Here is a 23271-nt window from a genome sequence, read left to right on the forward strand (position 1 = left end):
TCGTTTAAACAACTTGTCTTCCCTAATGTTATTAGCATCAAAAGTAGCAATAAATTAGTAAAATTATATTTTTATAATTAAGTTTTATTCTTGTGCAATAGCCTCTAACCTTAACAACTCTCACCTGAATAATAAAGAAGCATTTAAACTACTGTCTAATAACTTTGTACAAAATACCCTTTCCTACTTTTACTGCCCCAGCTAAATAAACATTTTGCCTATCTAGAAATTACGGTTAATTTCGTCCAATATTACCTCCAGATTAACCGTACTGATTATGCATCTTTATTCCGTTATCACGGGAACCGGCAACTACCTTCCGGAAACAGTTATTTCAAACCAGGATTTTAAAGACAAAGTGTTTTATGATTCTAATGGAGAAAAGCTTTCTAAACCAACCTCAGAAATAGTAGACAAATTTGAGCAGATAACGGATATAAAGGAAAGACGACATGTTTCAGATAACCTGGTAACGTCTGACATTGCCACCCTGGCAGCGCAGCAGGCTCTTGATTCTTCTAACACAGATAAAGAGCAGTTAGATTATATAATTGTGGCCCATAATTTTGGGGATGTTAAGGCAGGTAATAGAAAATCAGATTTAGTACCTAGTCTGGCAGCCCGGGTTAAATATAATTTAAGAATTGAAAATCCATTTACAATTGCCTACGATTTACCCTTTGGTTGTGCTGGTTGGTTGCAAGGGCTAATTCAAGCCGATTATTACCTTAAATCAGGCGATGCCAAAAAGATTCTGGTTATAGGCGCAGAGGTTTTATCCCGCATATCTGATCCCCACGATAGAGACAGTATGTTATACGCGGATGGTGCCGGAGCGGTGATAATGGAGGCCCGGGAAAGTGAAGAGTCTGTGGGCATATTAGCGCATCTTACCCGATCTGATACCTTGGAATGCGCGCACCTGCTGCGGATGGATAAGTCTAACAATAAAGCATTTGATAGCCAGGAATTGTTTTTAAAGATGGAAGGGCGTAAGCTTTATGAATATGCTCTAAAAACGGTACCGCAAGCTATTAAACAATGCCTCGAAAAAGCTAAACTACCTATTGAGTGCGTTAGTAAAGTGTTAATTCATCAGGCAAATGGCAAAATGGATGATGCCATTCTGAAACGACTGTTTGGTTTATATGAAAAAGTAGAAATACCCGAAAATATTATGCCCATGACAATCTCCTGGCTGGGGAATACATCTGTGGCAACGGTTCCTACTTTACTTGACCTGCTGTTGAAAGGTGAATTGGAAAACCAGGAAGTAAAATCCGGTGATATTATTGTGTTTGCCTCGGTTGGGGCTGGCATGAATATAAATGCCGTTGTTTATAAAATACCTTGAAAAATTTATAAAGGCCACAAACTATCTGTACAGCTTAGCCACCTCTCCTTCTGTTTGGAATAAAGGGTTCATAAACCAAAAAATTTAAGGAGGCAATTATAGGGACTCCTTACTAATTTACTTTATCCTGAAAGAAAAGTATAGTAATTCTCTTTATTTTACTTCAACAGATTTAACTTCTAAAAATCACGAAATAGGTAGGCTTAAGATTTAATAAGAACCTGTCTTTAATCAGAATCATGTATGCCCGGAAAATTTTCTTATTCTACCATGACCGTGCAAAGCCAGCAGCAAAAATTTAATATGCTATCGCTTTTAAGTAGTTTAAGCCTTTCTGCGTAATCACATATTTCTCCTGGCGGGCACTACGTTTCTCTAAATAGTTAGTCTTCAGGTATCGTTGTGCCAGTAACTGCTCAATATACTTGGCAGAATTAACGGACAGGCCTGATATAAGAAAATGTTCCAGAATAGCCGTTCGGCATTGTGCCTGTAAACAGAATTCTAACATTTCTTTTTTGACATCCTCTAAGGAGATAAATTCTTTTCCTGTTATCATATTTTTGAAGTAATCCGGTTCTTAAATATTTGGATGGTAAACAATAGCAGGAAGCAAATAGAAAGATCTTACTAATAAAAAATAATTTTAACCTCCGTTTATCTAAATAAATGCAAAAGGAGATTAATAATTAGCCATAACAGTAAGATCTTTCTTTAATTAAATGTTTTCGGTTCTGGACCTAGTACTGAAACACAAAATTTGTGCCGTTACGTATCCACTTCTCATAAAAAGAGTTGTCGTTGAACTCGCCAGAAATCAATTTAAAATCTTCTTTATTCTTATCCGGACGGGAGTCCATAAAGCTTTTTAAAGATTTTTGGTTGTTATCTACCCAATCCTGCCCTTTTTTTAAGGCTACACATAAGTACTCATGGGTGGTAGTATCGACTAAATATTTTCTGTTCATCTGATTGATAAGAAATGATTGATTATTTTTCCAACCGGGCCGAATAGTTTTATCCTTTTCCGGTATGTCAATAAAAAAGCCTTACTAGAAGTAAGGCTTAATTGGAATTATTATTTTAAAAACTAAGCGAGTTTAACGTTAATCGCATTTAGTCCTTTTCTTCCTTCTTGCAGGTCAAAAGTTACCTGGTCATTTTCTCTGATGTTATCTATTAAACCAGATAAATGTACAAAGTAATCCTGATCTGAATTTGCTTCTTTAATAAACCCGAACCCTTTCAGGTCATTAAAGAATTTTACTGTTCCGTTATTCATATTGTGTTGTTATTATATACCTACTACATAAGTAGCGGCATATATGTTCCATTTTTTTACAATATAGACTAAATAATTTACAATTCTAAATTTTTCAGCAATAGGCAATCATAATTTTAAGCTTAAGAAATGCTCTTTGGGTATTACTGGCTCGTGAATTTATCGGAAGCTCAACCTTATATTTAGTAGTTTAAAGGAGGCATGAAACAGGCATGCCGGTAGTTAATTGGTCAGGAAGTAAAAAAATAGCAGATGGATAAATGTAAGATGCGAAACAAACACCTCTCCTTTAAAATCCTTTTTAAAGCTTCTAAATTGTCTTTTATTGCATAATAGGTTACCAGTCACTTTTGAGAAATTGGGCTGGTGTGGATTTTAGTTGTATTAGCTTTTTCCTAGCCGACCACTAGATTTGGGCCGGCTAGGAAAATCTGTTTCCATTGGCAAACGCCTGTCAAAATAAAAATTTGCTTGAAGTAAACTAAGGTTTACTCCGTTTCATATTTATCAATAAACCTTCGTTTTGCCACATCACCCTTCCGGATGAACGGACGAATAATGAGGCGTGTGCTATTTTCATAGGTAAAGAATTTATAAATCCAGTTACTCAGCACCACCACCTTATTCCTGAAACCAATTAAATACATAATGTGCACGAACAACCAGATAACCCAAGCCAGGAAGCCGCCTAAATGCACTTTTTTAGACAAGTCCGCCACTGCTTTGTTACGGCCTATAATGGCAAGAGAGCCTTTGTCAAAATACTCGAAAGGTTCTAGTTCCTGCCCAGCAATAAGGCGCTTTAAATTTTTAGCTAATAATTTACCCTGTTGTATAGCGGGCTGTGCTACGCCAGGATGCCCTTTAGGCCATTTCTCAGTTTTCATAAAGGCAATATCGCCTATAGCAAAAATATTATTGAAGCCCAGTACTTGGTTATAATGATTTACCAATATACGACCTCTTTCAATAGATGCAGCCGGTAAGCCATCAATTAAAGCCCCCTGTACTCCAGCAGCCCACACCAAGGTTTGCGTCGGAATCTGTTCACCTCCTTTTATGGTTGCTAAATAGCCATCATAAGTTTCTACTAAGGCATTCAGCTTTACTATAATATTTAATTCCTGCAGGTATTTTAATGCTTTGGCACTTGCCTCCTGCGACATTGGTGGCAGTACCCGATCCATACCCTCAATCAGGTATATATTCATTTTGCTAAAATCTACATCCGGGTAATCTGTTGGCAGAATATGCTTACGCATTTCGGCCAGGGCACCAGCTGTTTCTACCCCGGTAGGACCACCTCCAACGATTACAAAGTTCAGCAAGCTTTGCCGCAACACAGGGTCTTTGGTCATACTTGCCTGCTCAAAGCATTGCAGCAACTGGCTGCGGAGGTTCAGGGCGTGCGGGATCTGCTTTAATGGGAAAGCATTTTTTTTCACCTGTTCATTTCCAAAGTAATTTGATTTTGTACCAGTGGCAATAATCAGGTAATCATAAGCCAACTCCCCAATAACCGTTTGTACTGTTTTAGTAGCAGGATTGATACCCGTAACTTTTACCAGCCTAAAATGAAAGTCCTCGTACTTATCGCCGCCAAACATTTTCCGCAGAGGCTCTGCTATGGCATCAGGTTCCAGACCGGCAGTGGCAACCTGGTATAAAAGTGGCCAAAACCCATGGTAGTTCTGTCTGTCGAACATAACAATCTGAAAATCTTTGCACTGTAGTTTTTTCGCTACATTTACGCCCCCAAATCCACCTCCTATAATAACAACGCGGGGCTTAGTGGTATCCGGAATATTAAGTGAAAGGGTATCAATTGTCTTTATATTATCCATATTGTTAGTCCTCATATGTTTATTAACAGGAGTAAGCCTCCTCTGACTCTCCTAAAAAGTGTCTTTCCTCCTATCCTACTTTAATTTTAATATAGAGTTTTATTGATTTAAAACTTTCTTGTTCTTTTGCTTACAAGAAAGGTGAATTTATATGCTTCGGGGTTTACTTAAGGCTTGGTAATTCTATTATAAAACCAACACTACCGGCGCTCAAGAAGATACCAGCTAAACTTATATATCCGGCTTAACCCACTCCCATTAGAACACCACTCAAGAATAAGGTATTGAAATAATTGCAAGTATTTTATTTTACTTTTTTTAACTGTATAATTGACATTTAATTATTTTATCCACTACTTATGTCTTCTTCTTCTCCCTTTGTAAAGTTAATTTTCACCATACTTTGGATTTCCTTTAGTCTAATAGCTACTGCACAAAAGCTTCAGTTGCCAAACCCCTTTTAATTGGCTAGTATGGGGGAACAGGTTACGTGGGGATTAGTTGCTCCGGCAAAGCTTCATTTTAAAGTTAGATGATAGCGGTAACGGTATAATGTTGAGAATAACAATGCAAAAAATAAAAAGCATTAATAACCTTCTTTTTTTAAGAATTATAGAATACAAAAAAATACGGTCCCGAGGGTTTTACTTTCCCAAAGCCTAATAAAGGTACCAATGTCTATATTTGAGCCTATTCTATTAGTAATATTTAAATGTCTGCCAATGCTGGGAGTTAGATATAAAGTTTTCTAAATATTGGTGCCGTTATCTTCGTAAAAGTGAGTAAGCCTTTGACCAAAAAACCAGGTTGGTAGGTTGGGGAATTTTATAGAATAATGAAAATTTAGTTTATACTCAAGTATGAATTGAACAAAAGAATTTAATTGTGAGGAACCGTAACCAATATTAAAGCCAAGGTTGCTTTTTTTTGTTATATCTCTATTAAACCTATATGGATCAAATCTAGTAACCCAACTCCAAGCGCTGCTTCCCATTTTCTATTTTGGGTAAAAGCACCATTATTAAACATTAGTAAAAATTATTTAACCTTAGTAAAAATGCAATCATAAATGGTCTTTTCATTTTAAACAGATTTTTCTTTAATATAAATGAGAACTAACTGTAAGCGATTTAATATGGCTTACTTACTTTTATACTTTCTTCCATGCTTCTTTCTAAAAAATTAGAAACCGGCGACCTTCAGATATTCCTGTTTGTATTTCAAAGGTGAAGTTCCGGTGAAATCTTTAAATTGTTTGTTAAAGTTAGATAAGGTATTAAAGCCGCATTCGTAACAAATCTGGGCTATGGAGTCTTTATCTTCCATCAATAATTTACAGGCAAAGCTTATCCGGAGCTCACTTAAAAAAGCTGAAAATGGTTTATTGGTCCGGCTTTTAAAATATCTACTGAATGCCGTTGGGGACATATTGGCCAGATCGGCCACTTCTTCCAGCATAATATCCCGCTTAAAATTTTTCATAATAAAATTATACACCTCCCGCATCCGGTCATTATCTTTCTCATTGCCCGAATTGATGTATCCCACGCTTGAAATAAAGTTAAAGTCTTTAGCTTCCGCTAACTGATGCAGAATGGCAAGCAACTGAATAATACCCTCCACCCCTTTTAACTCAATCAAATCCCACATCATTTGGGTAACGGCTGGCACAGTTTGTCCTTTAAAGCTAAGCCCTCTTTTCGCTTTCTCAAATAATTGATGGATCTCCAACATTTCCTCCTTATGGAGTAAGCTATCCGAAAGAAGGTGTTCCGGAAAATAAATAACAATGCCTTTTACCCGCAACTTATTTTCCCGGTTAAAATAAAAATCATCGTTGCGCCACAAGTGAGGTACATGCGGACCAGTAAAAACCAAATCTCCTTCCTGAAAATGACTAATATTGTCACCAATAAAACGGGTGCCGGTTCCCTGCAAAACCACAAATAATTGGTATTCGGAATGCGCATGCCAGTTGGTGTCAAAAAAGGGGTCATCCAAGTAATTGATAATATACGCTTTTGAGGCCGGAATCTCTGATTTGTGTAAAGCGCTGCGCATTTCTCCTAAATAATAATATAAAATCTAAATTTCCAACTAAAATATATCAAAAAACAGTCAGAAATAGTAAATAAGCAGAAAGATTTTTAAAATAAAAACGTGCAAACTTGTAATAACATCCACCACCATAGTTATTGTACATGAAAAAGTTTGCATCTTTTGGTTTAATCGTTATCGGCCTCCTGGCCAATGGTTGCACCAAACTATCTTCCTCTAAAACACCCGACGATACTGGCTCCGCCAGTGGGCCGCGTCGCATCGAAGTTTTATTCCTGGGGCACGAAAGTGAGCATCATAATTCTAATAAATATGCGCCAGGTTTAGCTAATGCTTTGTTCAGCCGGGGGATTAACATTACCTATACCACCAATCCGACCGATTTAAATTCCCAAAACTTAAAGAAATATGATGGCCTGGTAATATATGCCAACCATGACAAAATGGAACCGGCACAGGATAAGGCTTTAACAGAGTTCGTAGAAAGTGGAAAAGGCTTGATCCCAATTCATAGCGCCTCTTTTTGCTTCCGCAACTCCCCTGCTTATGTAAAAATGGTAGGGGGTCAATTCAAAAGTCATAAGACCGGCACCTTTACCACTGAAATAGTTAATGCTAAGCACCCCACCATGCAAGGTATGGCTCCATTTGAAACCTGGGATGAAACGTATGTGCATTCCCAATTGCAACCGGACAATGAAGTACTTATGGTACGGGACGAAGAAGGCCGGAAAGAACCCTGGACCTGGACCAGAACCCAAGGCAAAGGACGCGTTTTTTATACCGCTTATGGCCACGACGAACGCACCTGGAATAACCCATCTTTCCAGCAATTAGTTGGTAATGGCATTTTGTGGGCGGTAGGCGAAAAGCCAAATAAGTTATTAGCAAAATATGCCCCGCCTGCCTTAACCTATAACGATGGCCATGAAATTCCAAATTACGAAAAACGCAATCCTGCTCCCAAATTCCAGAACCCGCTCTCCACAGCCCAGTCGCAGAAATTAATTCAGGTTCCGACTGACTTTGAAGTAGAATTATTTGCGGCAGAACCAGATGTTGTAAATCCTATTTCTATGGCCTGGGACGAAAGAGGTAGGTTGTGGGTTATAGAAACAGTTGATTATCCGAATGAGGTGCGGGATGAAGATGGTATAGGAGACGACCGTATTAAGATTTGTGAAGATACCAACGGGGATGGCAAGGCCGATAAGTTTACCATCTTCGCAGATAAATTGAATATCCCGACCAGTTTAGTATTTGCCAACGGGGGCGTTATTATTTCGCAGGCACCGGTATTCCTGTTTTTAAAAGACACAAACGGCGATGATAAAGCCGATGTGCGAGAAACCATTATTACCGGCTGGGGTAAATCCGATACTCATGCCGGGCCTTCTAATTTAAAATACGGCTTAGATAATAAAATTTATGGTACAGTTGGGTATGCTGCTTTCAATGGCAAAGAAGGTGACCGCAATATTCAATTCAGCCAGGCCCTCTACCGGTTTAACAAAGATGGAAAAAGCCTGGAGCACCTGGCTAAAACCAGCAACAATACCTGGGGCTTAGGCTTCACCGAGAATTTTGATATTTTCGTATCTACCGCGAATAACACCCACAGCGCCTTTTATTATATGCCTGATAAATATACCAGGCGGGTATTGGCACCAGCCAACCAACCAATAGCGCAAGCCAATGCAGTAGTTACCAACACTTCCAATACGCCAGCACCGGCCGCTAACCCGGTAGTGCAGGGTATTAAGAAAATAGATGGCCACTACGCCATGCATACCATGACCCATAACCTGCGCCAGGTTGATGTACACGGTGGTTTTACTGCGGCTGCGGGACATAATTTTTACACCGCCCGTAATTTTCCAAAAGAATACTGGAACCGCATTGCCTTTGTTTGCGAACCAACCGGTCGCTTAGTACACCAGGCCATTCTGGAACCAAGTGGCGCAGGTTATGGAGAAAAAGATGGATGGAACTTCTTTGCCTCCAGCGACGATTGGGTAGGCCCGGTACATGCCGAAGTAGGACCAGACGGAGCGGTTTGGGTAGCCGATTGGTATGACTTTATCATCCAGCACAACCCAACGCCTTCTCCGCAAAATGGAGGTTACCAGGCACAAAATGGAAAAGGAAACGCTTACGTAAATCCGCTCCGTGACCGCCAACGGGGACGCATTTATCGGGTAAAATATAAAGGCGCTAAGTCTTCCACCCCAGTTAAACTGGATGTTACTAAACCAGAAACTTTAGTAGCTGCCTTGCAAAATGACAATATGTTCTGGCGGACTTCTGCCCAGCGCTTGATTGTAGAAAATAAAATAACAGCCGTTATACCCGAATTAATAAAAATAGCCGCTAACCAAAGCGTAGATGAAATTGGCATTAATGCGCCTGCCGTACACGCCCTGTGGACCTTGCATGGCTTAGGTGCTTTAGATGGCAACAATGCCGGTGCTTTACAAGTAGCTATGCAGGCACTTAAACATCCGGCAGCGGGGGTTCGAAGAAATGCATTACAGGTTTTACCAAAAACTCAGTTGGTTCAGGAGGCTATTTTAAAAGCCAATTTACTAACTGATTCGGATCTGAATACCCGCTTAATATCCTTGTTAGCCTTAGCTGAAATGCCAACTTCCGCCCAAACCGGCGAGGCGTTAGCCATGGCTAGTATGGTGGCCGAAAATGAAAAAGATCCTGCTTTAGCTCAGGCTTTATTCGTAGCAGTTGGCCGGCATCAAGCTGGATTTAAAGCCGCCATGACGCAACATAGCCACCACCAGATGGCCGGTAATTCCGGAACATTGATGGCCCGTATTATGGAGAGTCTGGATCGGGATGTGCGCGTATTAGATAAATGGTCCACCATTCCAGCCAACCAGGCTCCAAATGTAAACGGCAAAGAAATAAATATACGGGCAGCCATTATAAAACCAAGGACGGGTGCCTTATCGGGTGTAGTGGCAGCACAGGGAAACCAGGAGAATGGCTACGGGATATATGTAGCTGACGAAAAAATCAACCTGTTAGTAAAGCAAAAAGGTAAAGCCTATTCCATTGCGGCTCCTGTTCCGGATGCCAACCGATTCCAGGTAGAAGGTGTGCTGCAAAAAAATGGCAATATGCTTTTGCTGGTAGATGGTAAAGAAGTAGCCAAAGGAAAAGCACCAGGAGCTTTTCAAACTGCCTTACCGGCCAATTTAGTAGTTGGCTTTGATGGCAAATCAGGAGAGAAATTTGGCCCTTATGCCGATAACTTTAACCTGACCGGCAATATCGCGAATGGTTTTGTTGAGGTTAGCAATGGGTCTACCAAAGTGGGCCAGGTTGCCGAAAAAGCCGATGTTACTGTTACAATTAAGGTAGTGAAAGACCAGATGCAGTTTGATAAGAAAACTTTCTCGGTTAAAGCCGGACAAGTAGTAGAATTAATTCTGGAGAATACCGATTTCATGCTGCATAACTGGGTACTTACCCAAATGGGGGCCATGAATAAAGTAGGCGCGGCGGCCGACAAAATGGCCAGCGATCCGAAAGGTTCTGAGAAAAATTATATACCGAAAATGCCGGAAGTTTTAGCTGCTACCGAACTGGTAAACCCAGAAACCAGAACAGTAATTCGTTTTAAAGCACCCGAAAAAACAGGTGACTATCCGTATGTATGTACGTTCCCGGGACACTGGCGAATCATGAACGGAACAATGAAAGTAGAGAAAGCAATTCTACCCGAAAAGTCAGCCAGTATTACGCGGTAAACCTTAAGAAATAATACCAAGAAAGCCCGGTGCAGGAGATACAATAAAAGTAGGCTCCTGTCCAGGCACTTAAGCAGTACCCTCTAATCAATAATTATTTAAAAGAAGCTGTATTACTATTATGCCTTTAGATATAACCTTTGGAGTAAGCACCTGGCTCTGGACTTCTCCATTCTCTACTGAATCCATTTCGTTGTTTCCCAAAATTAAAGCTATGGGCTACGACAAAGTAGAAATTGCCGTAGAAGATCCGGCTTTGATAGATACTAAAGTGGTAAAACGGGCTTTAGACGAAATCGGGCTGGGCGTGCTTGTTTGCGGGGCCTTTGGCCCTACCCGCGATTTAACCAGTGCGGACGAAACTTTAAGGCAAAATAGCTTAAACTATATAGAAGCCTGCCTGGATATTTGTGTAGAACTAGGTGCCCCTTTTTTTGCCGGACCTATGTATTCCGCAGTGGGAAAAGCCCGACAGGTATCGCCGGAGCAAAAACAAACAGAATGGCATTTAGCCGTTACTAACCTGCAAAAAGCCTGCGATATGGCTCAAGCCCGTAACCTTTATTTGGCACTGGAACCACTAAACCGGTTCGAATCGGACTTAGTTAATACGGCCGAAGATGTAACCCGATTAGTAAAAGATATCAACCATCCAGCTGCTAAAATTATACTGGATGGATTCCACATGAACATTGAGGAACCGGATATAGAAGAAGCCATAATAACTGCTGGTAAAAATTTAATTCACTTGCAGGTTTCTGAAAATTACCGGGGCACACCTGGAACAGGCCAAACACGCTGGGACGCCTTTAAAAAGGGTTTAAAAGCCATTAATTACACCGGCACAGTTTCCATTGAAAGCTTTACCCCGGCTAATAAAGAACTGGCCGGTGCCGTATGTATCTGGAAGCCATTGGCCTCAAGCCAGGATTCTTTTGCCGCCGAAGGCATTAAATTCCTAAAGAATTGGGCTGGAGAAAAAGACAAAAAGCCTGCTCCTGCCAGTGCTTCCTTTATCGAATTATAACCACCAAATAATTACTTCCATGAAAAAAGAGAAAATTAATATTGCCATTGTGGGCTTAGGATTTGGCGCGGAATTTATTCCTATTTATCAAAAACATCCTTTAGCCAACATGTATGCTATTTGCCAGCGCAACGAAGATAAATTAAATGAAATTGGTGCAGCTTTTGGTATCGCGAAGCGGTACACCGATTACGATGCCCTTTTACAGGATCCGGAAGTAGATGCTGTTCATATTAATACGCCTATCCAGAACCATGCAGAACAATCTTTAAAAGCACTCTATGCCGGTAAACACGTAGCCTGTACCGTACCCATGGCTACTACTGTGGAGGAATGCCGACAAATTGTAGAAGCCGTGGAGAAAACCGGTAAAACCTACATGATGATGGAAACGGTAATCTACAGTCGCGAATTTTTATTCGTGAAAGAAATGTACGAAAAGGGGGAGTTGGGCAAACTACAGTTTATCCGGGCTTCGCATCAGCAGGAAATGGCTGGTTGGCCAGGTTATTGGGAAGGGCTGCCACCAATGCACTATGCCACTCACTGCGTAGGACCAGTATTGGCTTTACCCAGAGCGCAGGCCGAATATGTTTCCTGCTTTGGCTCTGGCCGCATCGACGAAAACCTGATCCCGAAATACGGGTCGCCTTTTGCCATTGAAACCTGCCACATCAAATTAAAGGACTCGGATTTAGCGGCCGAAGTTACCCGGTCATTATTTAACACCGCGCGTCAGTACCGCGAAAGCTTTGATGTGTATGGTTCTAAAAAATCATTTGAATGGACGGCCATTGAACACGAAGACCATGTCATTCATACCGGCGAAACGCCCTCCAAAGTACAGACGCCGGATTATGCACATTTACTACCAGAGGAAATCAGATCTTTTACTACCCAAGGCGTTTACGATACTGACGATAATCAGCACTTATCTTTTATTCAAGGTTCCGGTCACGGCGGATCGCACCCACACCTGGTACACGAATTTTTAACAGCCTTGGCCGAAAATCGGGAACCGTATCCAAATGCTCAACAATCGGCTAATATTACTTGTGTAGGAATTCTGGCGCATGAGTCAGCCATGAAGGGTGGCGAACTAATTCGCTTACCGGAATTTACATTGGCTACCCTTCAAACAGAAGCTCAAACCTTGGTAACAGGCTAACATTTTTTACCACCTAAAAAAGGAATCCGGCTTTATTTGTTTTTGCCTAGGCAACGATCAAAATAAAAGCCCCTCTCCTTAGCTGCAGGACAGTAAGGAATAATTTATTCGGGGAGGTGTCCAGAACTATTTGGACACCTCCCTTTTCTTTTCCCTTTTTATTGGATTCCGTCCTAACTTTTCAAATAATAAGAAAAGAAACCTACTATCTAGCTTATATCATAGGTTAATAAGGTTTGATTACTACTCCAGGGCTTTTCTTTACTATTTAATAAATTATAAATAAAATATAAGAAACTCTTATGGCTTTAACAGGTTGAAAGGAAGCCAGGTTAATTGTTTTACAGATAATAAATCAAAAATAAAAAGAATATTGATTATACATCCCAACTACCTTAAAGTTAATAACAAACCTGCGTAACAAGCACTTCCTAATAAAAAAGCCCAAAACCGGCTTTCTCTTTCTTCGGGTAACTCTTCTTTCATGACATTAAGAATTACACCACCACCAATAAAGGCCAAAATCATCATTAATACTTCTTCTGGTACTTTCCAGAAAAATCCAATACTCCAACCAAGTGTTAAGGAAAGAACCAGCACCCAACGTCCCTTTTTATCATATGTATTTTGATGTTTTTCTTGCAAACCATAGTCATTCACGATGAAGTGTAGCGCCATAGCCAAAGAGAATAAAATTAAATCCCGAACCTGCCCTTTTTCCTCTAAAAAAAGGGTATACCCAATTAGCGCATTATATATAGCAAACGATCCAATATGTACCCAGAAAATACCAGAACCATAACCTGCTTTCTTCTCTTCCTCCAGCTCTGGTTTTCTGCTCTTAGAATTTATTACAAACCGTTCCAGCCCGTAAAAAAAGACAAGCCCAAATAAGGCCAAAAGGTAAATATGGTGTTCCAGGAAAAACAAGGCCGGAATAGCTTTTTCGACTTGCTCCTGCCCTTCCTGAAACTCAGGAAACAAATGCAGGAAAATATAAGAAACAGATACCCCCCCGGCTGCAGAAAGCCAGATACTACGGGGTGTACCACCTAAAAACCTTAATTTGCCTACATTTAAATGAACCAGCGCTAAAATTAAAATAGGTAAAAAGGCCATATTACCAGAATATAAAATTCTAAACAAATAAGATTCAGCTTAGTATACGAGAATCATTTTATATTTTGTCCTGCCTGGTAAATATTGTTTCCGGTTAAAATAACAAGGATAAAGATGAGGATAAGGAAAATGATTTAATAGAATTGCAGGCTAGCTCTTTATTTTACCTTCAATGGCCATTCACCGCAACATTAGGGAATATAATATGTCTGGTCTGATTATAAATTGGTTTCAACTTAATGGGCTCTGCCCCCTCATAGAATTTAATTCTAAATATCACGATTCTACTAGCGCGGGCTTTAGAAGAAGAACCTTAAACAGAGCCTCTATTGCTAATAAGTTGCCAAAATAATATTAATACAGCACCTGAAACATTACCAATATACACCTTAGATATACCTGTGAAAAAAGAAGTTTAGTAAATAGTGTACCTGTTAAAGTTATTCAAAAAGTTTACATAAATATGGAACAAGCAATTCTAATGTTTTTAATATTTTAAAGATTGTTCTTTTTGCTTCTTGATTGCTTTCAGGAGAACATCATGGACTTTGTTTATAGTTTGTTTAGAGTATTCCGGGAAATAATCTATAGCTACTATAGTCTTATCTAAATTTAATTTATAGCCGTAATGAAAGGCAAAAATATGCCCCTCCTGGTTTTCGTAAAAAGCAATTTTCCCCATACTGTCGGAAGAGGCAAAAAGGGATAAGGTTTTACAAAAAACCTCCATTTCTTCCGTAACATATCCGCCTGCTAAAACCTGAACATTCTCCAATTCAGCATCTAATTCTGCTAGCGAAGTATTAGTTTTTAAAATCATATGCTATCTGGTTTAAGTTTAAATATAATTCAAACTTACTTTAGGTCAGCATTATCAAATTGTTAAGAATTTCCAGGATTGCTATACCTCTCGATATAAGTTTGTTTCGGAGAGTACACCTGTGATACATTCATTCGTGAAGCCTTACTCTAGAAGCTTATTAATTGGAGAAATTTTCAGCTATGTAATCTTTTTTCTTGGTTACCAAGCTTTAAAGTTCCAAACCTATATTTAAACAATAGTAGTTTTAATATAAGTGGTTCTTTGGCCAGAATAAGTTACGATTGAATTTACCCGTTTAAGGGTGTTTCAACATTCAGATTAAATTTTCATTTTAAATTAATAGGTTCCTCCTTTTCCTATTTATCCTGTCAGTTCAAATTTATCAGGTAAACCGAGTAAAAGCAGGCAAAACTGAAAGGAGTTTACCGGGTAAAAGGGGATCTTTAACAGGTTTAGTTATAGGTTTAGCTAAATATATACTAGTGCTATATTCTATGCAGTACTTTTGAATATCAACTAAGACAAAAAGCATTAGCGATATGAAAAAGCACTTCCTACTTCTGGCCTTCACCCTGATCCTTTCTACTGTAACTTTTGCCAATGGGGCAAAAGATCAGCAACGGTTTGATGCTGCTCTGGAACAGACAGCCCGTGTAGAAGTTCGTCACTTGCAGGAGTTGCTTCGCTTTAACGAGTATGAATACATCCAGATCAAGAAGTTAACTGAAACGCAGTTAGCGGATGTGCAAGCAGTACAGAAAACCATGCAAGCCGGTTCAGTAGAACTGCATGTAAAACTACAACAGATACAGGAAACTTATACTGCTAAAGTAGTAGCCTTACTAAACCAGAACCAACAGAAAGCTTTCGCTGCTTACTTAGCTGCTAAACAAGCTAACTTACTGGCTACTCTTTAACCTTTACTACTTTTTAACCTTTACCTAATACCAGTTACCCTTTACTTTACCTACCACTTAATCCACTAAGCCAGCCTAACCGCAGGCTTTTTTTATTACAAAAATTTCTCATATTGGACAGCGGGATAATTTGTTAAATTAACTATATTTAATCCAACTGTTTTTTAGTCACACCTATACATCCGGAACCAACGCCCCCTTTCCGGAAATACGGTGCTTAAGGTAGTTACTTTAAACTTGCACGACAGTAAGTTTGGCTATTGGAACAAACCGGCTACAGACCAACAGGTGAAAAGAGTTTGGGTACAAATATGCTCACATGATGTACAACCTGAACAGCCTTGTTTACCCTGTAGTAGTAACCAATACACCAGTCATTGCCCATTAATCTTTTTGTTAAAAGAAAAAATCACCATGATATAAAATACTTAACAAATGATTACAACACCAGGACCAGTTGGTAAAACAAAAAAGAAATACAAAATCAAGCTCCGAAAACCTTCCTTCCTGAGCCGGTTCTTGTTTGGTAGCTTGTTAATCTGTCTGGCCTTTATTGGTTTTATTCAATGTAAAAGCACCAGAAACATTTCTGCTTTACCTGCCGGCGACTCCGACAACGGCGGCTTATTTCTGCCCGGTGATTTTGAGGCCATAGCCGTAGTAGATAGTTTGAAAGGAGCAGCCCGACACCTGACCGTAAATAACAATGGGGACATTTATGTAAAACTACGGTTCCCGGATTCAGAAGGAGGCAATGCTGCTTTACGCGATACCAATGGGGATGGGAAAGCTGACATCATCCAGCATTTTGACGACTACCTGGATAAAAGCAGTTACGGCACAGAAATGCGCATTCATAACGGATATTTATGGTTTAGCTCCGTAACTAAAATTTACCGGCAAAAGCTTACCGGCGATTTGGTGCCTACTTCTGAAATGGAGTTGATGCTGACCGATACGCAGCCGCTTCGCCAGCACGATACAAAACCATTAGCCTTTGATAAAGAGGGAAATTTTTATACTGCTTTTGGTGCGCCTTCGGATGCTTGCCAGGTAAACGACCGGGCACCAGGCTCTCCGGGGCAAGATCCTTGTCCTATTTTGGAATTGCGTGGCAGCATCTGGCGATTTGATGCCAATAAAAAGAACCAGTTTCAGCAAGACGGACATAAATTTGCTACCGGCTTGCGCAGCGTAGTAGGATTAACCTGGAACAATCAGGACAATAACTTATATGCCGTAGTACATGGCCGCGATTACCTGCACAATACCTGGCCCGACTATTTTAGCGCCTGGCAGGGAGCTGTATTACCTTCAGAAGTTTTTGTAAAACTGAAAGATGGCGCGGATGCCGGGTGGCCGTACCATTATTACGACCAGATACAAAAAAAATATTTCCTGAACCCAGAGTACGGCGGCGATGGCAAAAAGCAAGGCGATGTAAGTAAATTGGTAGAACCTACCGTTGGTTTTCCGGGCCATTTTGCCCCTAACGATATTATATTTTATACCGGTAATCAGTTTCCGGAACGGTATAAAAACGGAGCTTTTGTTGCCTTCCACGGCTCCACCAGCAGTGCTCCTTTTCCGCAATCCGGATACTTTGTAGGTTTTATACCTTTTAAAAATGGCGCTCCCGCTGGTCCCTGGGAAGTGTTTGCCGATGGCTTTGCCGGCGTAGATACGGTGGTAAACACCAGCAATGCGAAGTATCGGCCAATGGGCTTAGCCATGGGACCTGATGGGTCCTTGTATGTGTCCGATTCCGAGAAAGGTAAAATCTGGCGTATCATGTACAAAGGTGAAAAGAGCAGATTTGGGACATCGCAATTAGTAGCCATGGAAAAAAGGAAGAATGAAGCACCCAATATTAAAACGCCTAATCAGGAAGATGAGGCTCGCATTGAAAAAAGAAAGCTAGCGGCTGGAGCACAACTTTTCAACAACAATTGCGGGGCCTGCCACCAAACCAACGGCCAGGGCAACGACCGGTTTCCGCCATTAAATGAATCGGAGTGGGTAAACGGCGATAAAACCAGGTTAATAAGTATAGTATTGAAAGGCCTAGAAGGTGAAATAAAAGTAAAAGGCAAATCGTATAACAATGTAATGCCTAAACTAGATCATATTAATAATGAGAATATTGCCAAAATTTTAACTTACGTGAGACAAAACTTTGGCAACAAGGCTAATGCCATTACAGCTAACGAAGTAGATGTTGTTAGAAGAAGTTTAAATCAGCCAAAGTAGACTCCACTAAAGAGAAATATCTGCAGGACTTGCAAAACTTTTGGATTTTAAAGCGCTGCAGGTATTTTTATTTAAAACCTGTTTCTCCAATTCCACCATATTACCCTATGTGTTGCTCCTGCTGTAACTTACCGGCAACCCAAATTTTAACCTACAAAAAACCCGGTAATTGTGGTAAAATAGTATAAAAAGGATGCTTAACGCCGGGATTAAAAATAAGCATTAGATTATGAAAATAAATTGAGGTATTTAGTTATCTTGATTGATAAAAGGTTACAAAGGCATTACATCTCTAAGAAGAAGCTTAAAAGAGGAATTGTACAGATCTAAAATAAATTATTTAAAACTGCTACCATGGAAAAAACACAAAGACGATCTATTTTAAAAAGAATATTTGCCTCTGTTGCTGGCATAACGGGTTTAGGTTTTGCTGCCAAAGCCAAAGGCCTGGCCAGTGAAGAAAAAGAAGCTTTCAACGTCACTACCTTCCAAAATACACCTTTATTCTCTGGATCTACCCGACATGGCAACCTGATTTTTGTTGCCGGTAAAGGGGCCCATGTTGAACCTTTCGAAATTAAAGCCCACACCGAAATTGTGCTGAAAGAACTGGAAGCAGAATTAAAAAAAGCCGGTTCTTCCATGGAAAAAGTTTTGAAAGTTAACGTGTACCTGGCAGACTTAAACGATTACAAAGCCATGAACGAAGTTTATAAAGGCCGTTTCGGGGCTAAACCTCCGGTTCGGACTACGGTGGCTACTTACGGCGGGGTGCCAGGCAATTCCTTAGTAGAAATGGACTGCATTGCCTATGTTTAAATAGCCTTCTTCACCTAATGAGTACAATTCTTCTTTTTTATTAATTTATTTATATACGCTACGCAGAAGAAATTATTATAAAGGTTATCTTCTATTCCTGATTTAAGAGGTTTAGCTGATAGTTCCCTTTATAGATTAGACTGTAAGTATAGGTAACATGGCTACCGACGTAACGGTAAAACAATTGCTTAACTATACCCCTACCCGGCATATTGCCTGAGGTAAAACAAAATAAAAACTATCAGTCAGAAAATACAAATACGGCTGCGTTACGGTAATCCTTCTATTGAAGCAGGTGGAGGTAATTCAGAAAATTATAATTTTAATGTAGCTGTGCGGATGAAATCCGGCCAAGAGAAAATGGTGGCAAAACACCTTAAAAGGACCATTGAAGGCAATTATCTGAAAACGCAGCCTGCGTTAATAAAATTAAAAGTATTTCAAACAGCTTCTTTTTCTGCGAGTCTTCTTTTTTAAAAGGCTGCTAATTGAAAGCTCAAACGAATACTTAAGTTTCTTTTTGAATACATAAATAAAAGGGTAATCCAAACTAATAATTTATCCATTAAGGACGGTATTACCCAAAACGCATTTTCTTATTTCCGCCGGATAAAATCTTTCCCGGCAGGAAGCAACTAAATATTCACCAGGTAATTTTTAATCATTAAAAACTTAAACGATTATGCGTAGAATATTCTCTTTATTATTCCTCCTCATTTGTTTAGGGGTTATAACCGTTCAGGGCCAAACCTATAGCATTGTCATCAAGGGCGGGCATGTTATTGATCCTAAAAATAATCTAAATGGCTTGATGGATGTGGCCATTACGGATAATAAAATAGCTGCCGTAGCCAAAAACATCGATGAAAAACTAGGCAAACAAGTAGTAAATGCCAAAGGCTTATATGTTATGCCGGGTTTACTGGATATCCATAGCCATAACTTTTGGGGAACCAATATGGACCAGACCTACATGAATGGCCCCAATGCCTTACCTCCCGATGGCTTTACCTTCCGCAATGGCGTAACCACAGTTGTTGATGCTGGCAGTCCTGGCTGGCGTACATTCCCGGATTATAAAAAACAAACCATCGATGCCTCTAAAACCCGTGTGTTGGCCTTCCTGAATATTTCGGGAGAAGGTATGCGTGGCGGTAACTACGAGCAAAACACCAATGATATGGATGCTAAACTATCCGCTAATGTAGCCAGACAGTATCGTAATCATATTGTTGGTTTTAAAGTAGCTCACTTCGAAGGTCCGGAGTGGACACCGGTGGATCGGGCAGTAGAAGCCGGCAAATTAGCCGGTGGTCTTCCGGTGATGATTGATTTTGGAGGCAGCAACCCTCCTCTTTCCATTGAAGAGTTATTTTTTAAGCACCTACGCCCCGGTGATATATTTACCCATGCCTACGGTCAGTTAGCTAGCCGCGAAGCCATCGTAGATACAAAAACTAATAAAGTAAAACCCTTTGTTTGGGAAGCGCAAAAACGCGGAATTGTTTTTGATGTGGGATACGGGGGAATCAGCTTTGCCTTCTCTCAGGCCTTACCAGCCGTTAAACAAGGCTTTTACCCCACCACCATCAGCACCGATATCCACACGGGTAGTATGAATGATGCCATGAAAGATATGCTGACAACCATGTCTAAATTTTTAGCCATGGGCATGGATTTACAAAATGTTATCAAAGCCAGTACCTGGGTGCCCGCGCAGGTAATTAAACATGAAGAGCTTGGACATTTATCGGTAGGTGCCGTAGCTGATGTGGCTATATTGGGCATGCGCAAAGGGAACTTTGGTTTATTTGATTACACTGGTTATAGAATTGAAACTGATAAAAAGCTGGAATGTGAAATGACCCTTCGGGAAGGCAAAGTTGTGTACAACCTGAACGGCATTATTTCGCCAATGGTACTGCCAAGAACCGCTTCTGGCTCTGGTTCTAATAACCAGGCAGCTGCGCACACGCACTAAAAGCAATCATGCTTTATACAGCTCAAAAATTTTTGTTTAATACCATTAAAAAAAGCCTATGCCAACACTAGAAAAGAATCAGGGAGGATCAGGCATTGGCTTTTTACTTTATAATTTACAAGTCGTACGAGGCGGTAGATATAGCATTTTGCTACCTTGATAACCAGAACTTAACTACTAGTAATAGTGCAGGTATACCTGAACTTGGTTATTGTTTAAAAATAAATAACCACAGTTTAGCCTGCTTTTTTTCAACAATTTTTTTTACCTCTTTCACCCGGCGACGAACCAGTTAATGTTTCCTTTTTAGCAACAAGGGCTTAAAACTCTTTACCTGTACAAAAGAAATGAGCCCATTTTATAAGCCAGGTAAGATTTTAATATTTTACTTTATAGACATTGTATAACACTATAAGTGAATTGCTTTAACCATATTTTGTAACAAATAAAAAGAGGGGAATTTTTACGAAGGTGAGCAGAAATTTTAGTAACTTTTAATTCGCAACCACCTACACCAATTGTTTTATTATGGGTAACACCACCGCCTTTATTTACAGCTTCCTGAAAAAAAAATACAGGTGGTTTATTCCTTCTTTGGCTGTAATTACCTGTGCTGGTTGTCATTTTTTTGTTTCCTCTAAAGAAGTAATTACGGATACCGATCGAACCTGGAGTATTTATAAAGCAGATGCCGCCAGTTCCAGTTATTCCAAACTGAAACAGATAAATTTAAAAAATGTAAATCAACTTACGGTGGCTTGGTCCTTCCCTTTTCAGGATGCTCCTGAGGGTAGCCGGGGCGCACGAAGCGAATGCAACCCTATTATCATAGATGGAGTGCTTTATGCCACTTCGGCCCGGCACCGGGTTTATGCTCTAAATGCCAGTACCGGCGATCAAATCTGGACTTTCGATCCGTTTAATGGTGCCCAGGGCGGTGGTGTAAATCGGGGTGTTACTTATTGGGAAAAAGGTGAGGATAAACGTATTTTATTTACCGCCGGTGATAACCTGTTTGCAGTGGATGCCCGCACCGGTAAGCTAATTCTTTCTTTCGGAAAAGAAGGCAAAATTAGCCTGAACGAGGGCATGCGCGATCCGGCCGAATCTATTTCGGTAATTCCTACTTCTCCCGGAATTATCTATGAAGACTATATTATTATAGGCAGTGAGGTTTCGGAATTGTACGGCGCCCAGCCGGGGTATATCCGGGCTTACAACGTAAAAACTGGTCAATTGGAATGGACCTTCCACACCGTTCCACTGCCGGGCGAACCCGGTTATGAGACCTGGCCTAAAGATGCCTGGAAATATGCCGGAGGCGTTAACGATTGGGCTGGCATGAGCTTAGACCAGCAACGCGGCCTGGTTTTCCTCGCCTTAGGCTCCCCCTCTTACGACTTTTATGGCGCTGACCGGAAAGGCCAAAACTTGTATGGAAATTGCATTGTGGCACTGGATGCTAAAACCGGAAAACCAAAATGGCATTTTCAAACCATTCACCACGATTTGTGGGACTACGATTTACCAGCCCCTCCTAATCTGGTAACTGTGGAGCGCGATGGGAAAAAGATTGATGCGGTGGCTCAAACTTCTAAAGTGGGATTTTTATATGTCTTAAATCGCGAAACAGGAGAATCGCTATTCCCGATTGAAGAACGGAAAGTACCCGCCTCTTTAGTGCCTGGCGAAGAGGCCTGGCCTACCCAGCCTTTCCCGCTTAAGCCAAAGCCCTACGCCCGGCAACTTATAACCAAGGATGACCTGAACCATTATTCGGATGCTTCTTATGATACCATTCTGAAAAGATTTAACTCTTTCCGCTACGAAGGTTTGTTTACCCCACCCGATACCCGGGGCACGTTAATGGTACCTGGCAGCCGGGGCGGAGCGGAATGGGGTGGCGCCGCTTTTGATCCGGCCACTGGGATAATTTACGTGCGTTCAAATGATTCCCCTGAAATAGATATTCTGAAAAAATTAGAACAGGATCCCGAATCGGGCAGCCAAACGGTTTTCGACAAAGGGAAAGCCTTTTACACAAACTATTGCCAGAGTTGCCACGGGGCAGATAAAAATGGGGATGAACCCAATTACCCTTCCCTGGTAGGTTTAAATTCTAAATTAAAAAAAGAAGATGCCTTAAATAAAATAAAAAAAGGAGGCGGTAAAATGCCTGCTTTTGCCAGTATTTTAAAAGGTCAGGAAGAAGCCATTATCTCTTTTTTGTACGAAAAGCCACCCGCTAAAATCTCTAAATCTGATCAGGCCTTACTGGATGAAATAAAGGTTAACCAGGCTGCCCAGAAGAAAGCTGTCGCCGAAGATCCGGCTACCGGCGATCGATACCTGAATATAACAGCTTATGGGTATTTTACTGATCCACAAGGCCGTCCGGCCATAAAACCTCCCTGGGGCACCTTAAATGCCATAAATGTAAGTACCGGCGAATATGCCTGGACCATTCCATTGGGAAATAACCCGGATCTTCAACAAAAAGGAACTCCTCCTACGGGCCTGGAGGGCATGCCCGGACCTATAGCAACTGCCGGTGGTTTAATTTTTATAGCCGGTACCCGCGATAATAAATTGCATGCTTATGATAAGAAAACGGGTAAGCTGGTATGGGAAACTAATTTACCCGCCATTGGTTCGGCTACACCCTGTACCTATATGAGCAAGGGCAAGCAATATGTAGCCATTTCAGTAGCCGGAGACAAAAATAATCCGGCAGGTTATATTATGGCTTTTGCCTTACCCGACAACTAAAAGGCATTATGCTTCTGGAAGAATAAATAACTTTTCTGATTCCATTAATACTATAAATACCTGACCAAACTAAAAAAGAATACTCTATTCAAA

At 40.5% G+C, this 23271-nt stretch carries 16 protein-coding genes; 9 read left to right on the plus strand and 7 right to left on the minus strand.

Features of this window, described 5'->3' with window-relative positions:
* Positions 1-277 precede the first annotated feature (277 nt).
* Positions 278-1354 carry a 3-oxoacyl-ACP synthase III family protein gene (locus ADHAQ_RS0102185; RefSeq protein ID WP_026461534.1) on the plus strand — a complete coding sequence of 359 codons (1077 nt, stop codon included), beginning with the start codon at positions 278-280 and terminating at the stop codon, positions 1352-1354.
* Positions 1355-1652: 298 nt separating this feature from the next.
* Here ADHAQ_RS0102185 and ADHAQ_RS0102190 read toward each other — a convergent pair whose 3' ends face one another.
* From ADHAQ_RS0102190 to ADHAQ_RS0102215, 5 genes are all read right to left on the minus strand, one after another.
* Complete coding sequence (locus ADHAQ_RS0102190; RefSeq protein WP_026461535.1) at positions 1653-1913, minus strand: hypothetical protein; 261 nt, start codon at positions 1911-1913, stop codon at positions 1653-1655.
* 181 nt (positions 1914-2094) lie between these two features.
* Positions 2095-2322, minus strand: coding sequence for a hypothetical protein (locus ADHAQ_RS0102195; RefSeq protein ID WP_026461536.1), 228 nt, complete (start codon positions 2320-2322; stop codon positions 2095-2097).
* Between the two features lie 122 nt (positions 2323-2444).
* On the minus strand, positions 2445-2636 hold the full coding sequence (locus ADHAQ_RS0102200) for a cold-shock protein (protein ID WP_026461537.1): 192 nt from the start codon (positions 2634-2636) through the stop codon (positions 2445-2447).
* 488 nt (positions 2637-3124) lie between these two features.
* Entirely contained in the window at positions 3125-4480 is a 1356-nt protein-coding gene (locus ADHAQ_RS0102205) for an NAD(P)/FAD-dependent oxidoreductase (RefSeq protein WP_034256511.1), read from the minus strand.
* A gap of 1182 nt (positions 4481-5662) precedes the next feature.
* Positions 5663-6541 carry an AraC family transcriptional regulator gene (locus tag ADHAQ_RS0102215; protein WP_026461540.1) on the minus strand — a complete coding sequence of 293 codons (879 nt, stop codon included), beginning with the start codon at positions 6539-6541 and terminating at the stop codon, positions 5663-5665.
* A gap of 140 nt (positions 6542-6681) precedes the next feature.
* On the opposite strand from ADHAQ_RS0102215, the gene ADHAQ_RS24280 reads away from it, so the two are divergent.
* The 3 genes from ADHAQ_RS24280 (at position 6682) to ADHAQ_RS0102230 (ending at position 12500) form a co-directional block, all read left to right on the plus strand.
* On the plus strand, positions 6682-10305 hold the full coding sequence (locus ADHAQ_RS24280; RefSeq protein ID WP_051359665.1) for a PVC-type heme-binding CxxCH protein: 3624 nt from the start codon (positions 6682-6684) through the stop codon (positions 10303-10305).
* A gap of 121 nt (positions 10306-10426) precedes the next feature.
* Positions 10427-11332: a sugar phosphate isomerase/epimerase family protein gene (locus ADHAQ_RS24285; RefSeq protein ID WP_051359666.1), complete on the plus strand. Its 906-nt coding sequence runs from the start codon at positions 10427-10429 to the stop codon at positions 11330-11332.
* Between the two features lie 19 nt (positions 11333-11351).
* Entirely contained in the window at positions 11352-12500 is a 1149-nt protein-coding gene (locus ADHAQ_RS0102230) for a Gfo/Idh/MocA family protein (RefSeq protein ID WP_026461541.1), read from the plus strand.
* A 390-nt stretch (positions 12501-12890) separates the two neighbouring features.
* Here the strand turns inward: ADHAQ_RS0102230 and ADHAQ_RS0102235 are convergent, their stop codons facing one another.
* Together ADHAQ_RS0102235 and ADHAQ_RS0102240 are read right to left on the minus strand one after the other, a co-directional pair.
* Positions 12891-13619, minus strand: a complete 729-nt coding sequence (locus ADHAQ_RS0102235) for a hypothetical protein (RefSeq protein ID WP_034256513.1) — start codon at positions 13617-13619, stop codon at positions 12891-12893.
* A 487-nt stretch (positions 13620-14106) separates the two neighbouring features.
* Positions 14107-14439, minus strand: coding sequence for a hypothetical protein (locus ADHAQ_RS0102240; protein ID WP_026461543.1), 333 nt, complete (start codon positions 14437-14439; stop codon positions 14107-14109).
* 542 nt (positions 14440-14981) lie between these two features.
* Here ADHAQ_RS0102240 and ADHAQ_RS0102245 point away from each other — a divergent pair.
* From ADHAQ_RS0102245 to ADHAQ_RS0102280, 5 genes are all read left to right on the plus strand, one after another.
* The gene (locus ADHAQ_RS0102245) at positions 14982-15359 is read left to right on the plus strand and encodes a hypothetical protein (RefSeq protein ID WP_026461544.1); all 378 of its coding nucleotides are present in this window, start codon (positions 14982-14984) and stop codon (positions 15357-15359) included.
* A 435-nt stretch (positions 15360-15794) separates the two neighbouring features.
* Positions 15795-17609, plus strand: coding sequence for a PQQ-dependent sugar dehydrogenase (locus ADHAQ_RS0102250; RefSeq protein ID WP_084523707.1), 1815 nt, complete (start codon positions 15795-15797; stop codon positions 17607-17609).
* 354 nt (positions 17610-17963) lie between these two features.
* Entirely contained in the window at positions 17964-18428 is a 465-nt protein-coding gene (locus ADHAQ_RS0102260) for a RidA family protein (RefSeq protein WP_026461546.1), read from the plus strand.
* Positions 18429-19110: 682 nt separating this feature from the next.
* A complete protein-coding gene (locus ADHAQ_RS24290; RefSeq protein ID WP_034256514.1) occupies positions 19111-20409 on the plus strand; it encodes an amidohydrolase/deacetylase family metallohydrolase in 1299 nt (432 codons plus the stop codon).
* A gap of 528 nt (positions 20410-20937) precedes the next feature.
* The gene (locus tag ADHAQ_RS0102280) at positions 20938-23178 is read left to right on the plus strand and encodes an outer membrane protein assembly factor BamB family protein (RefSeq protein ID WP_071781081.1); all 2241 of its coding nucleotides are present in this window, start codon (positions 20938-20940) and stop codon (positions 23176-23178) included.
* Positions 23179-23271 lie beyond the last annotated feature (93 nt).

The organism is Adhaeribacter aquaticus DSM 16391 (genome assembly GCF_000473365.1).
In the GTDB taxonomy this organism is placed as follows: Bacteria; Bacteroidota; Bacteroidia; order Cytophagales; family Hymenobacteraceae; genus Adhaeribacter; species Adhaeribacter aquaticus.

Bases quoted from the DNA above. Each gene is read 5' to 3' on its own strand.
- ADHAQ_RS0102230 (WP_026461541.1), top strand. From the start codon at position 11,352: ATGAAAAAAGAGAAAATTAATATTGCCATTGTGGGCTTAGGATTTGGC.
- ADHAQ_RS24290 (WP_034256514.1), top strand. From the start codon at position 19,111: ATGCGTAGAATATTCTCTTTATTATTCCTCCTCATTTGTTTAGGGGTT.
- ADHAQ_RS0102280 (WP_071781081.1), top strand. From the start codon at position 20,938: ATGGGTAACACCACCGCCTTTATTTACAGCTTCCTGAAAAAAAAATAC.
- ADHAQ_RS0102260 (WP_026461546.1), top strand. From the start codon at position 17,964: ATGGAAAAAACACAAAGACGATCTATTTTAAAAAGAATATTTGCCTCT.
- ADHAQ_RS0102205 (WP_034256511.1), bottom strand. From the start codon at position 4,480: ATGGATAATATAAAGACAATTGATACCCTTTCACTTAATATTCCGGAT.
- ADHAQ_RS24280 (WP_051359665.1), top strand. From the start codon at position 6,682: ATGAAAAAGTTTGCATCTTTTGGTTTAATCGTTATCGGCCTCCTGGCC.
- ADHAQ_RS0102215 (WP_026461540.1), bottom strand. From the start codon at position 6,541: ATGCGCAGCGCTTTACACAAATCAGAGATTCCGGCCTCAAAAGCGTAT.
- ADHAQ_RS0102190 (WP_026461535.1), bottom strand. From the start codon at position 1,913: ATGATAACAGGAAAAGAATTTATCTCCTTAGAGGATGTCAAAAAAGAA.
- ADHAQ_RS0102250 (WP_084523707.1), top strand. From the start codon at position 15,795: ATGATTACAACACCAGGACCAGTTGGTAAAACAAAAAAGAAATACAAA.
- ADHAQ_RS0102240 (WP_026461543.1), bottom strand. From the start codon at position 14,439: ATGATTTTAAAAACTAATACTTCGCTAGCAGAATTAGATGCTGAATTG.
- ADHAQ_RS0102200 (WP_026461537.1), bottom strand. From the start codon at position 2,636: ATGAATAACGGAACAGTAAAATTCTTTAATGACCTGAAAGGGTTCGGG.
- ADHAQ_RS0102235 (WP_034256513.1), bottom strand. From the start codon at position 13,619: ATGGCCTTTTTACCTATTTTAATTTTAGCGCTGGTTCATTTAAATGTA.
- ADHAQ_RS0102185 (WP_026461534.1), top strand. From the start codon at position 278: ATGCATCTTTATTCCGTTATCACGGGAACCGGCAACTACCTTCCGGAA.
- ADHAQ_RS24285 (WP_051359666.1), top strand. From the start codon at position 10,427: ATGCCTTTAGATATAACCTTTGGAGTAAGCACCTGGCTCTGGACTTCT.
- ADHAQ_RS0102195 (WP_026461536.1), bottom strand. From the start codon at position 2,322: ATGAACAGAAAATATTTAGTCGATACTACCACCCATGAGTACTTATGT.
- ADHAQ_RS0102245 (WP_026461544.1), top strand. From the start codon at position 14,982: ATGAAAAAGCACTTCCTACTTCTGGCCTTCACCCTGATCCTTTCTACT.